Annotated in this window: 10 protein-coding genes; 3 read left to right on the top strand and 7 right to left on the bottom strand. The window is 66.0% G+C overall.

The genetic code is table 11. The annotated features are described in order from the left end of the window. From QZX93_RS00050 to QZX93_RS00025, 6 genes are all read right to left on the bottom strand, one after another. The coding region (locus QZX93_RS00050) for an IS630 family transposase (protein WP_295394265.1) at positions 1-790 on the bottom strand (790 nt) is incomplete at its 3' end. A 224-nt stretch (positions 791-1014) separates the two neighbouring features. Next, positions 1015-2457: a transcriptional regulator PpsR gene (ppsR, locus tag QZX93_RS00045; RefSeq protein ID WP_295393676.1), complete on the bottom strand. Its 1443-nt coding sequence runs from the start codon at positions 2455-2457 to the stop codon at positions 1015-1017. Between the two features lie 270 nt (positions 2458-2727). Continuing rightward, complete coding sequence (locus QZX93_RS00040; protein WP_295393674.1) at positions 2728-3930, bottom strand: geranylgeranyl diphosphate reductase; 1203 nt, start codon at positions 3928-3930, stop codon at positions 2728-2730. 111 nt (positions 3931-4041) lie between these two features. Beyond that, on the bottom strand, positions 4042-4950 hold the full coding sequence (chlG, locus tag QZX93_RS00035) for a chlorophyll synthase ChlG (RefSeq protein WP_295393672.1): 909 nt from the start codon (positions 4948-4950) through the stop codon (positions 4042-4044). Between the two features lie 821 nt (positions 4951-5771). Then, entirely contained in the window at positions 5772-6200 is a 429-nt protein-coding gene (locus QZX93_RS00030; RefSeq protein WP_295393670.1) for a hypothetical protein, read from the bottom strand. A 400-nt stretch (positions 6201-6600) separates the two neighbouring features. Next, on the bottom strand, positions 6601-7845 hold the full coding sequence (locus QZX93_RS00025; RefSeq protein WP_295393668.1) for a Coenzyme F420 hydrogenase/dehydrogenase, beta subunit C-terminal domain: 1245 nt from the start codon (positions 7843-7845) through the stop codon (positions 6601-6603). A 95-nt stretch (positions 7846-7940) separates the two neighbouring features. Between QZX93_RS00025 and QZX93_RS00020 the strand changes: the two genes are divergently transcribed. Then, positions 7941-8963: an alpha/beta hydrolase gene (locus QZX93_RS00020; RefSeq protein ID WP_295393667.1), complete on the top strand. Its 1023-nt coding sequence runs from the start codon at positions 7941-7943 to the stop codon at positions 8961-8963. A 5-nt stretch (positions 8964-8968) separates the two neighbouring features. Here QZX93_RS00020 and QZX93_RS00015 read toward each other — a convergent pair whose 3' ends face one another. Further along, on the bottom strand, positions 8969-9139 hold the full coding sequence (locus QZX93_RS00015) for a hypothetical protein (RefSeq protein WP_295393665.1): 171 nt from the start codon (positions 9137-9139) through the stop codon (positions 8969-8971). Positions 9140-9387: 248 nt separating this feature from the next. Here QZX93_RS00015 and bchI point away from each other — a divergent pair, with 248 nt between their 5' ends. Together bchI and QZX93_RS00005 are read left to right on the top strand one after the other, a co-directional pair. Then, on the top strand, positions 9388-10416 hold the full coding sequence (bchI, locus tag QZX93_RS00010) for a magnesium chelatase ATPase subunit I (protein WP_295393663.1): 1029 nt from the start codon (positions 9388-9390) through the stop codon (positions 10414-10416). Between the two features lie 47 nt (positions 10417-10463). Further along, positions 10464-12308: a magnesium chelatase subunit D gene (locus tag QZX93_RS00005; protein WP_295393678.1), complete on the top strand. Its 1845-nt coding sequence runs from the start codon at positions 10464-10466 to the stop codon at positions 12306-12308. The last annotated feature ends 220 nt before the right edge of the window (positions 12309-12528 follow it).

The raw sequence follows: 12528 nt of genomic DNA, 5'->3' as shown, positions 1-12528 counted from the left end.
GCGAGTACTTAGGTAAAAAATAGACGCGAATTCGTTTGCGATTTGCTCGTACATGGTCCCTAACTGCTTTTGAATGATGGAAGCTAGCGCGATCAACAAACATAACGAGCGGCCGATCTCTACCCTCAAGAACGTCGTCAATAAAACCGATATACGTCTCAGAGTTAATGTGAGCTGCCGTCACGTCATATTTGAGAATACCCTCTTTGGTAACCAGTGACAGAGCATTTAACCGTCCGCGCTGCCCCGATACCACGACCTTAGGCGTTTCTCCAATCAGACCCCAGGTACGACCAGCACGCTCAGTTAAATCAACGCCAGCCTCATCTTCAAATGCGATGTCGGCACCAATTCGCTCTGCAAGTTTCTGTATTCTAGGGAATTTCTCATTGAGGAAATAATTAACTTCAGCAGGATCTTGTTCTCTCGCAACATAGTCTGGCTTCTGGGGGCTCAAGCCCAGTTTTTTTAGATGCCCATTTACTGTCGACGCGAGAACTTTGACGCAAAATATCTTGTCGATAATCTCGGCAAGAATCTGACAGGTCCAAAGCTGCGTATCATACCCATAATCTGTAGGATCTTCTTTGAGAACGATATCTTTCAGTAGAGTATCCATTTCCGCTGTGATTCGTGGTTCCGCGCCGGGTGCAGTGCGGGTATCTAACAAATCATAACCACCCTGCTCGTATCTCTTTATCCATTCGTACAGGGAACTCGGGGATACATGAAACACCTCCGCGACAACACCTGGATGGAAACCACTGTCGACGACAGCCCGGACAGCCAACTTACGAATTTAGCTCATGGGCACGTCAGGAATCTTTCTTGCGTCTCTCAGCCAGTCGTTGTTCACAGTGAAGCCCTCCCCGCAGAAACTATCTTCTAAGTCTAGACAATTTTCTAAGAACTACAAGCTTTCAACAGGTACTATTCGGTTATCAAATGGTTTGGCGATATATCGAGGCACTAATACTTTCACAGTCTCTGGAGCGGTGTCAAGAGAACGGGTTTTCAGTGCGTCACGCCGGCCACGACCTTGGCCTCGTCCTCCAGGCCATAGCGGCCCAGTTTGACATAGAGGCTCTGGCGGCTGAGTCCGAGCAATTCGGCGGCGGCGGTGCGGTTGCCGCCGGTCAGGTCCAGCGCGGCCTCGATATAGCGCTGTTCGACCACGGCAACCGTGTCGTCCACCAGCTTGCGCAGGGTCGTCTTGCCGATCTGGCGGTTCAGTGACTCCATCATGCCCTCGAGCCCCGGACCCTGCTCACTCGCGGTGAGGCGGCGGCTGACGTCGCGGATGAACACGCCGATGGTCCCGCCGTGCTTGCCGCCGCGGCCGGCGGCCGAGATCTCCGCCTGGAGCTCCGCGCCCAGTGCCCCGTGCAGCACGGTGGAGAAGAGCCGCACCGCCCCCAGTCGGACCACGTTGGCCAGCAGCACCGTCAGGTCCGCCCCCGGACGGCCCAGCCAGCGCCCCAGTGGTTCGCCCAACACCGTCGTCTCCGAGACCAGTTGCACCTGTTCCAGGAAGGCGCGATTGGCGCGCAGGATGGTGCCCTCGTGGTTGATGACCACAAAACCGTCCGGGCCACCCTCGATCAGGTCCTCGACACGCACCGGATCGGCCACCTCGGTCAGCGTCGCTTCCGCCACCACTGGGGCCAACTGGACCAACAAGACCTCTTCCTGGGCGCAGCTCACCAGGGAGGCGTGTACCAGCCACGGGGTCTGGTGGGGCCCCAGGCGGAACAGCACACCGGGGGCCTTGCCGCGCTCGCGGATGCGCCGCAGCATCTCGTCGAAGAGGTCGCGCTCCGCGGGCATCAGGGCCTCGGGGAAACGCAGGTCGGCGGCGCCCTTGACCTGGGCGACCGCGATCCCGAGTGCCTGGGCCGCCGCGGGGTTCAGGTCGACGATGCGCAGGTTGCCGGCCCGCAGCAGCAGGACCGCGTCGCGGGAGGAGTTGAACAAGAGGCGATAGCGGGTTTCGACCTCGCGCAGCTTCCAGTAGTCCCGCTCCATGGCCTGTTGGGCCTCGACCAGGCGGGACTGTAACTCGGCCACCGCGCGCAGATTCTTGCCGACTGCCAAGAGCCCGGTGTGGCCGCCGAGCAGGACGGTGGTGTACTCGACCGGGAGTTGCAGCCCGCTGGGGAAGTGCTGAGTGACGTTGCGAAAGGCGCAGACACCGGTTTCGCGGGCATATTCGAGCATGCGCCGCAGACCCTCGCTGTCGGACTCGCTGACCGTGTCCGCCCAGGGACTACCGATCCAGTCCGCCACACCCTCGGCCGCGAACAGATTGGACAGGGTCGCGTCGCGGATGATGCCCTCGGTGTCGAGGACCAGCATCACGTCGGGCAAGGCCTGATTTTCGGTGCGCAGCGCCTCCGGACCGGACGCGTTGGCCGGCCGCGAGCGCCTCACCTGGGGTGGGGATAAGACAACATCCATGGTAAATAACGACCGTTGACCGAAAGAACCTGCGTAGCCGCCCGTTTCGCGAACTAAATCTGTGTCTTACCCGGCATGCCAGCGCCAACGCAACCCCCGGTCGGCCAGGTGCGCCGCCCGGGGGGGGGGCATGAAATAGGGTCCAACCTGAGACCGGTGCGCGCCCGTCAACACCGCGCACACGGCCGGCGACGCCGAGCCGCCGCTGGCCAGGTTGAGGGGCAGGATCGGGGCGATGATGCGGCCGCCGGTAACCGCCGCACCGCCTGATTATTTCGCCGAAACGATCCCGAACAGGTGCCCCAGGTCCTTGAAGAAGATCTTGATGTGGGCGCCCGGCTGGGCCTTTACCAGGCGCTTGTTCATGTACGCCTCCCAGGTCAGCCGCTGGACGTCGGGGTCCGCGCACATCTTCACGAAGCGCTCGCGCCGCTTGTCGCTGGAATACCAGAAGCGCTGCATGATCCCCAGGATCCAAAAGACCCGGCCGTGCGCCTTCATGAAACCCTTGCGCGCCAATTTGAGGCTGGCTGCATCGCCGGTGGTGCAGAAGGCCTCGGCGGCCGCGGCGGCGTAACGCCCGCCGGCCAGGGCATAGTAGATGCCTTCGCCAGAGGCCGGTGCGACCACGCCGGCGGCATCGCCCGCCAGCACGACATTGCGCCCGTCGTCCCAGCGGCCCAGGGGACGCAACGGGATGGGGGCACCCTCGCGGCGCAGCGTCTCGGCATGCTCGAGCCCCGCCGCCTTGCGCAGTTCGCGGGTGGCCTCGCGCAGCGAAAAGCCGGCGACCTCGGTGCCGACCCCGACGCTGGTGGTGTCGCCATGGGGAAAGACCCAGCCATAGAAGTCAGGCGAGATCTTGCCCTGGTAATAGACATCGCAGCGATCGCCCTTGAAACCGTTCTCGCCCTCCTTGGGGGAGCGGACGATCTCGTGGTAGGCGCTGACAACGCGCATCTTGTCCGCCCCCGGGACGCACTGGCGCGCCACCCGTGAGCGGGCGCCGTCGGCACCGATCACGCAGCGGGCGCGGGCCTCCTTGCGCAGGGGCTTGCCGACGCCGGTCTCGACCTCGTAGCGCACGATGACCTCACCGCCGTCCGCCCGGACCAGTTCGGTGAAGCTCCCGGTGCGCCGCACGGCGCCGCTCTGGGCCGCGCGTGCGCGCAACCACTCGTCGAACACGTCGCGCTTGACCATGCCGACGAAGCCGTTCTCCACCGGCATATCCACCGCCCGATCGGCGGGCGAGATCATCCGGGCGGAGTGGATATGGGCGCACAGCAGGTGCTCGGGGAGGTCGAACTCACGCATGGCCTGGGGGGGGATGGCCCCGCCGCAGGGCTTGATGCGCCCGGCCTTGTCGAGCAGCATCACCGAGCGGCCGCCGCGGGCCAGGTCGTTCGCGGCCGTTGCACCGGCGGGGCCGCCGCCCACCACCACCACATCGTAGGTCTCGGTCTGGTTCATTCGCCTCGTCCTGCTCAAATCGCTTGCGCGACTTAAGATCATTAAAATGGAATTAATAGAATCAACGCGATTGCGCGAAGCGGGGCGCTCGGTCGGCCGTCGACCATGACCTCACAGGGCCAGCGTGCGCACCGCAAAGGCACTGATCATCATGCCGGTCACATAGATACTGACACCGATCGCACTGAGCCAGAGTGCGCGGCCGATCGGGTCGCGGAGGAACCGAACCATCATCCCGACCTGGATGGCCACCACCACCGCGACGGCGGCCGCGTGCAGCGGGCGCCCCCAGCCGACCAGCAGCCCCACCACGACGAATTGTGGCAGGGCCATGAAAAGGCAAGCGGCCCAGGCAGCACCCTGGACCCCGAGTTGCACCGGCAGCGAGCGCACGCCCATCTGCTGGTCGCCCTCGATCGCCTTGAAATCGTTCAGAGTCAGGATGCCGTGGGCACCCAAACCATAGAGCCCAGCCAATGCCAACACATGCCAGTTCGGCAACGCCCCGGAGAGCATCACCGCGGCCCCGGTGATCCAGGCCAGACTCTCATAAGACATCCCGCAGGCCAGATTCCCCCACCAGCCGTTGCCCTTGAGTCGCACCGGCGGGGCGCTGTAGGCCCAGGCCAACGCCAGCCCGAGCATGGCCGACCAGAACACCCAGGTCCCCAGGGTGGCAGCCAGCAGCCCGGACAGGATGGTCCAGACGATGGCGATATAGAGCCCCCAGCGCCCCGGGATCCGCCCGGAGGGGATGGGGCGATTGGGCTCGTTGATCGCGTCCACATGGCGGTCGAACCAGTCGTTCACCGCCTGACTGGTGGCACACACCATGGGGCCGGCGAGGATCACCCCGGCGAGGAAGACGAGCCAATGCTCGGCGATCACCACCCCGGAGGACACGACGCCACAGGCGAAGGCCCACATGGGCGGAAACCACGTGATGGGCTTGAGTAGTTCAAGCACGGCCGCGGGCGCGGGATAGCGCGCGACGACCGGGGGGGGGGCAGAATCATTCATGGGTGCAAATTATAGCTGACAGTCGACGTTGTCAACCAGACTTGACACTTGCTGAAAAACGCTAAGAGATTCATGGGTGAGCGACCAGGCGTCAATCGGGAGGTGCCCGCTGCCGCGGTCGCGCCGACGCCTTGCGTTGCGGCAAACGGCCAGCGAGTCGTGCTGACGATTAGCTGACAGTCATGGTCAACTTCTGTCTAGCCCCGCCGCGTTACCCTGCTTTCCAAGGTCGCGAACAACCCCGACCAATCGCCGCACGGCGACCGGGAGTCGACACACCGACTCCGGCGAACTCGCCGCCCGTGCGGCGCGGTGGCTTGTACTACCGCAGCAACAAAGAATCTGCAACTCACATTAAGGTACTTAAGATGAATGCTTCAAAAACGATCGCCGTCCTCGCTCTTTCTCTCGTCTACTCCGGGATGGTTGCCGCCGGATGCGGGGAACAGAATAAACGGTGCTACCTCTATAAAGGAGGGAAATTGGTCAGTCAATCTCAGTGCAGCATATCGGCCTGCGCCAACCCGGCCGGTGCTTCGCAGAATTGGAAATGGAAAAACGGCAACAGAACCAGCATCAGTCTTCAGGACTATCGACTAATGGTGAACGGGAAGCAAGGATTTACCCGGGTAAGCAACAATCAGTCATGCTATGGCGCTAACAACAATCGAGGCGAGCTCTTTTGCTTAAACTAACGCCCGGCCCGCGTGGCGGCGCCCAGGCGATGACGCGCGCGTGCCGAGCCGGGCGGTCGCCCCGCAGGGCGACCGCCATTGGCCCAGGCAGTCAACCGGGATGACGATCGAGGCCCGCATGCGACCTCAGGCGACCACCACCCGCGGTCGATCGGTCACCACCACCCGAAGCTCGTCCCCCCGGCCTTGGCGCGGGGGGCTATTGAGGCCCGCTTGACGGATCGCGTGGGCCTCAGTGGCGGCAGAGTCAAGGGAGCGCCAGCAAACGGGCTCAGACGGGCCAGGACCATCCGTGAGCCAGCCCAGGGCCAGCCACTCGACCGGGGGTTCTCCAGGCGCCCAGGCGCCCGCATCGCTCGGCACGCAGCACGCCAGGCGCCAAGCATGGGGCTCCCACTCCACCAGGACCAAGACCAGCCGCCATCCCTGAGGGGCCTCCGCGCGGCCCAGGACGGCGTCTATCAGTTCCAGCAGTTCGGCCTTCGTCAGCAGCGCAGGCGTCGCCTTGGTGGCGTCGTGCCGGGTCGCGGGTGTATTGATTTTTTGAATATTCATAATTATTTTCTCCTATACCGTATGCGTTGATCCTTGTACAGATTACTCTTTCTCGATGTTGCCGCAAGAAGATTAATGTTAAGCTTTTGTTAAATGTCAGTGACATGACTTCGTTTTGTGTTATGGCCAGGCACCAAGGCTTGCTGCCGCAGGGGGAAACCAGACGGCCAGCACCGAGGATACGAAGAGAAGGTTGCCAGCCATGGCCTGGATTCCGGCATCCCGGCCGGAATGACGCCTCGCCTTCCCGTGAAAGTCGCGCCGGGAGCGCGCTCCAACTCTCCCTCCCACCTCGTGGGGGAGGGCCGGGTGGGGGAACGGCCAAGGCGCCCGCCACTTTCATCGTTCGGGGTGGCGCGGGCGCCGTGGCCGTTAGCCGGGACGCCCCCACTCCTTGATTTCAGGCCTGCTCGACCCCCTCCCCCGGCACCCGCCCGAAGGTCGCCGCATACTCCGCGGCATAGGGTTTGGTCGCCTCATAGACGTGATAGGGCACGATCTTCGCTTCCAGTTGGGGAAACTTGTCATGCACATAGGTGTAATTGCGCAAAAGCTTCATCTCGATGATGGTGCGGGCAAACTCCAGCCCGCGGGGGCCGCGGTGGCGTTGCAGGAAGGCGATCATCTGCCGGATGAGCTTGGGCGGCTTGGCGGGGCGCTTGGCGAGCATCTGGATGAAGCGCGGCATGCCGCGGGTGCGGTCGCCCGCCGAGGAGACGGGTCGTGACTCAAGATCCGGGCGCAGCAGGTCCAGCAGTTGCGCGCCGCGCTCGGTGCGGGCCAGCACCCATTGCCAGCCCAAGGGCGCGCCCAGGTAGCCGATGGTGAGGTCCGACAGTGCATTGGGATAGTCGAAACAGGACAGACACGCCGACGGGAAGATGCCCTGGAGCTTGTCCATCGGGAAATCGATATAGTTGACCCGCTCGCGGTGTCCATCCTCGTGGTGGAGCCACAGGCTGAAGTCCTGCATAAATTCGTAATGGATCACGGTCCCCGGGGAGCTGGAGATCGTGTTGAGGAAGAACTGCTGATCCGGGTAGGTGACATTGTCGCTGCACGGGATGCCGATGATGTCGAGCCGCTCCAGCCCGAGTTGCTCTTGCGCCTGGCGCAGGACCTGGACCTGGCAGCCGGTGCCGACCACCGCCAGGCGGCGGATACCGGACTCGCGCACCTGGTCCAAGAGCCCCAGGTTCGGCGAGAGACAGGGCTTGTTACCCTTACAGGCGCGCACCTCCTCCACGGTGCGGGCCAGCACCGGCAGGGGCTCGAAGATGGTGCCGGGGTTGGTGCCGGTGAGGATCACTGCCTCGACCTCGCCGCGCTCCAGCAAGCGGGCGGCCAGCGTCGTGATCATGCCGGTCCACTGGGCGCCGGCCACGGGGCGGCGCATCCGCATGATCGCCTGCTCCCGGTAGATGCCGAAGCGCATCTCGTCGCCGGGGTTGCGGCGGCGGCCGTGCAGGCGTTGCTCGATCTCCTCCATGCGGTTGCGGACAAAGAGACAGGTGTCGGCCATCTGCGGGCGCAGCCAACTGTCACAGAGTCCGCAGTCGCTGCACAGGCGCGGCCGGCCGCTCAGGCGCCGGTCGTGGCTCATCAGGCTGACATCGTGGAGACCTTTCGACGGGCCTTGTTCCATTCCGGGGTCCTCTTAGGATTCGCTATGGTTCGCTTTGGGGTATCTTTGGGCGCCCCGGCGGATGCCCGCTGGGGTTGGTTCAGAACGAGGGGATTATGGCGATGTTGAAGCGGCTGGTGCAGGTCTTTGGGGTTCTTCTGGTGCTGGCGATCGGGGCGGCGGCCATCGTGCCCTTGCTGATCCCCGCCGGGACGGTCCAGCCGACGGGCAGCGCCCGGGCCGCGGCGACCCCGGACAGCCGGTTCCTGACGATCCCCTTCCCGGGGACCGCGGGGCTCGACATCCATTATCTGGAGCGACCCGCGGCGGGGCCCGACGCGCGCGCCTTCCTGCTGCTGCACGGCTTTACCTTCAACAGCTTCACCTGGGGCGCGGTGCTGGACCCACTGGCCAAGCTCGGGCGGACGGTCGCCTATGACCAGATCCCTTATGGACTCAGCGCCAAGCCGCTGCCCAGTGACTGGAGCGGCGCCAACCCCTACGCCAAGGAGTCGGCCATCGCCCAGGTCGGGGCGGTCATGCAGGGTTTGGGCCTCGGGCACGCCATCCTGGTCGGCAACTCCTCCGGCGGCACCCTGGCCCTGGAGGCGGCGTTGGCCTATCCCGAGCGGGTCACCGGCCTGATCCTGGTCGCTCCCTGGGTCCATGCCCAACGCCCGACCATCCCGGCCGCGGTGGCGCAACTGCCCCAGTTGCAACGATTAAGCCTCTTCATCGCCCGCAAGCTGGGGAACCCGACCCTGCTCGAGTATTCCTATCAGGACCCTTCGCGCCTGACCGCAGCCCGCCGGGCCCTGGCCATCATCCACACCCGGGTGGCGAACTGGGACCTGGGCTGGGCGGCGCTGCTGGACCGTTCGCTCTCAAGCTCCGTGGACGTCAGCGAGCGACTCAGCCAAGTCCGGGTGCCGGTGCTGCTGATCACCTCGGATCAGGACAAGCTGGTGAAGCCGGACGATACGCGGCGCGTGGCCGCCGCCCTACCCCACGCGACCCTCAAAGTGCTGCCGGGCTGCGGCCATGTCCCGCAGGAGGAATGCCCCCAGGCGTTCATGGCCGCGGTCACGGACTGGCTGCAATCTCCTGCGGCGCCGGCGGCTGCCAGCACGCGTCCTTGAGAGGCTCAGGCCGCCGGCGACAGGAAGGACACCAGGGCCTGGGCCAGGATGGCCAGCACGGTCAGCCCCACCACGGAGCAGATCGCGCAGGTGATCAGGAAGGACTTGAGATCAAGCGGGGCGGCGTCAGGCGTAACATCGGCGACGAGCACATCGGCCTGGGAGGTCTGAGACATCGATTGACTCCGGTGGTTGATCGCGGGCCAGCCAGGCCCTGGACTAAGTACAGTGGAGGTCTCGCGATGGCCGGTCGACGACTGAGTCAGTCGCCCCCTGTCTCGCGAGATTTACAGTATAGTGTGTCACGCCACATTGACACACCCCTTTTCGACAGGTTTTCGGGTCCCATCGCGACGCGCATGCGGTTACCATGGGCGCCCCTTATCAACCCGCGCACCTGACACTAGAGACTCGAGACCCTAATATGCCCGTCCCATTTCCGTTCTCCGCCATCGTCGGTCAGGAAGAGATGAAGCTCGCGCTCCTGATCGGGGCCGTCGACTCCCGCATTGGCGGGGTCCTGGTCTTCGGCGACCGCGGCACCGGCAAATCCACTGCCATCCGCGCCCTGGCGGCGCTGCTGCCCAAGATGAAGGTCGTCGCAGACTGCCGCTACGGCTGCGATCCCGAGGCCGAGGAGGGCGTGTTGTGCGCCGAGTGCCGCGGCAACCGCAGCGAGACCCCGTTCAAGACCAAGCAGGTGCCGGTACCGGTGGTGGACCTGCCGCTGGGTGCCACTGAGGATCGGGTGATCGGCGCCCTGGACCTGGAGATGGCCCTGACCCGCGGCGAGAAGGCCTTCGAGCCCGGCTTGCTGGCTCGCGCCCACCGCGGTTTCCTCTATATCGACGAGGTCAACCTGCTGGAAGACCACCTGGTCGACGCCCTGCTGGACGTGGCCGCCTCCGGTGAAAACCTGGTGGAGCGCGAGGGACTCTCCGTCCGCCACCCAGCGCGCTTCGTCCTGATCGGCTCCGGTAACCCGGAGGAAGGCGAGTTGCGGCCCCAGTTGCTGGACCGCTTCGGCCTCTCGGTGGAGGTCCGCACCCCGCAGGACCTGCAGACCCGCGTCCAGGTGGTACGGCTGCGCGACGAGTACGAGCGCGACCCCAGCGCCTTCGCCGAGAAGTGGAAGCGCAAGGACGCCAAGGTGCGCAAACGCATCACCGACGCCCAGGCCCTGCTGCCCGAGATCGAGGTGAACGACCTGGCCCTGGAACAGGCCGCACGCCTGTGCATGGCGCTCGGCACCGACGGCCTGCGCGGTGAGCTGACCCTGATCCGCGCCTGCCGTGCCCTGGCCGCCCTGGAAGGCGACAAGTCCGTCGAGGTCAAGCACCTGCGCCGGCTCGCCCCGCCGGCGCTGCGCCATCGGCTGCGGCGCGACCCGCTGGACGAGTCGGGCTCCACCGCCCGGGTCGACCGCGTGGTGCAGGAACTTTTCCCAGCATAATGGCCGGCATGAGCGCACCCCCGGCCAATCCATTGGCGAAGAACCCCATGGGCGGCGGCGCGCCGCCAATGGCGCCCCAGGCGGCGCCGCGCTATCACCCGTGGGACGACGCGGCCCTGGTCGCCACCCTGTTCGCGGTGGACCCGTCCGGGGTGGGCGGCGTCTGTCTGCGCGCCCTGCCCGGCCCGGTGCGCGACCAGTGGCTCGCCGACACCCGGGAGCTGCTCCCGCACGACATGCACCGACGCAAGATCCCATTGCACGTCACCGACGGGCGGCTGCTCGGCGGACTGGACCTCACCGCCACCCTGCGCGCCGGGCGTCCGGTCGCCGAGCACGGACTGCTGGCCGAGGCCCACGGCGGCGTGGTGGAACTGGCCATGGCCGAGCGGGTGCGGGGTTCACCCGTTTCCTATCTGTGCGCCGCACTGGATACGGGTGAGGTGGTGCTGGAGCGCGACGGGATCGCCCTGCGCTCACCCGCCCGCCTGGGGGTCATCGCGCTCGACGAGGGCAGCAACGAGGATGAGCAGGTGGCCGACGCACTGCTCGACCGCCTCGCCTTCCTGGTGGATCTCAGCCCGATCGGCGTCCGCGACATGGGCGACCTGCCCTATAGCGCGGCCGATATCGGCGCCGCCCGCGACCGGTTGCCGGCCGTGACCATCAGCGAGGCCCAGGTCAGCGCCATCTGCGAGACCGCGCTGGCGCTCGGCATCTATTCGCTGCGCGCCGCCCTGCATGCGGTGCATGCCGCGCGCATCGCCGCCGCGCTGGACGGGGACCCGGAGGTCACGGACGGCCAGGTCAACCTGGCGGCCCGGCTGGTGATGGCGCCGCGCGCGACCCAGATGCCCTATGTCCCACCGGAGCGGGAGCCGGAGCCCCCGCCGCCGGAACCGCCCCCGCCGGATCAGGACCAGGGCGAGTCCGACCAGAACCAGGAAGAGCGCAAGGACCCCCTGGCCGACCAGGTGTTGGAGGCGGCCAAGGCGGCCATACCCCAAGACCTGCTGGACCGGCTGCGGCTCGGCCAATTGCGCCGGGCCAAGGTGCGCAGCACCGGCAAGTCCGGTCAGGTCCAACAGGCCAACATGCGCGGCCGCCCGGCCGGCGTGCGCCGCGGGGACTTGCGGCCCGGGGATCGGCTGAACCTGATCGAGACCCTGCGCGCCGCCGCCCCCTGGCAGCGGGTGCGCCGGGCCGAACGCGAGCGCGGTCAGGCGGTCGCCACCCCGGTCAAGCGCAAGGGCCGCAAGGCGGCGGCGCCGGCGATGCCACGGGTGGAGGTGCGCAAGGACGATTTCCGCATCCAGAAGTACAAGCACCGCTCCGAGACCACCGCGATCTTCGTCGTCGACGCCTCGGGCTCCTCGGCCCTGCACCGGCTGGGCGAGGCCAAGGGCGCGGTGGAACTGCTGTTGGCGGACTGCTATGTGCGCCGCGACCGGGTTGCACTGGTCGCCTTCCGGGGGAAAGAGGCCGAACTGCTGCTCCCGCCGACCCGCTCGCTGGTGCGCACCAAGCGCTGCCTGGCCGACCTGCCGGGCGGCGGCGGCACGCCGCTCGCCTCCGGGATCGAGACCGGGCTGGCGTTGGCCGACGCGGTCAAGCGCCGCGGCGGCACCCCGCTCCTGGTCATCCTCACGGATGGGCGTGCCAACGTGGCCCGCAACGGCCAGGGCGGGCGCCCGCAGGCGACCGAGGAGGCCCTGACCTGCTCCCGGCTGGTGCGTGCCTCGGGGGTGGCGGCGATGGTGGTCGACACCTCCAACCACCCTCACCCGCAGGCGAAGGCACTGGCGGAGGCGATGGACGCCACCTATATGCCGCTGCCCCACGCCGATGCCGGCCGGCTCAACGCGGCGGTCAAGGCCAAGGCGGGGATCTAGGCCCGGGGATTTTGCGTCCGCAAATGAACGCAAATAAACGCAAATGTAAATAAGGCCGGCGCCGCCCGGGTCTGGGGACGGCCTTGATCATCGCGCCGGCCGCCGGCGCTCCCGGTGTTGAGCGCCTGGGAGCGCCGACATTCTGTCGGCCAATCGCCGCAGGCGGTTCGCGGTTTTGCGGTGAATCGCAAAGGGCCTTGTTTTCGCGAGGGTCCAACGG

The sequence above is a fragment of the uncultured Thiodictyon sp. genome (assembly GCF_903946935.1).
GTDB lineage: Bacteria > Pseudomonadota > Gammaproteobacteria > Chromatiales > Chromatiaceae > Thiodictyon.
This window is presented reverse-complemented; position numbering and strand designations above follow the sequence as displayed.

Coding starts and splice junctions, on each gene's coding strand:
- ppsR (WP_295393676.1), bottom strand. CDS start 2,457: ATGGATGTTGTCTTATCCCCACCCCAGGTGAGGCGCTCGCGGCCGGCC.
- QZX93_RS00040 (WP_295393674.1), bottom strand. CDS start 3,930: ATGAACCAGACCGAGACCTACGATGTGGTGGTGGTGGGCGGCGGCCCC.
- chlG (WP_295393672.1), bottom strand. CDS start 4,950: ATGAATGATTCTGCCCCCCCCCCGGTCGTCGCGCGCTATCCCGCGCCC.
- QZX93_RS00030 (WP_295393670.1), bottom strand. CDS start 6,200: ATGAATATTCAAAAAATCAATACACCCGCGACCCGGCACGACGCCACC.
- QZX93_RS00025 (WP_295393668.1), bottom strand. CDS start 7,845: ATGGAACAAGGCCCGTCGAAAGGTCTCCACGATGTCAGCCTGATGAGC.
- QZX93_RS00020 (WP_295393667.1), top strand. CDS start 7,941: ATGGCGATGTTGAAGCGGCTGGTGCAGGTCTTTGGGGTTCTTCTGGTG.
- QZX93_RS00015 (WP_295393665.1), bottom strand. CDS start 9,139: ATGTCTCAGACCTCCCAGGCCGATGTGCTCGTCGCCGATGTTACGCCT.
- bchI (WP_295393663.1), top strand. CDS start 9,388: ATGCCCGTCCCATTTCCGTTCTCCGCCATCGTCGGTCAGGAAGAGATG.
- QZX93_RS00005 (WP_295393678.1), top strand. CDS start 10,464: ATGGGCGGCGGCGCGCCGCCAATGGCGCCCCAGGCGGCGCCGCGCTAT.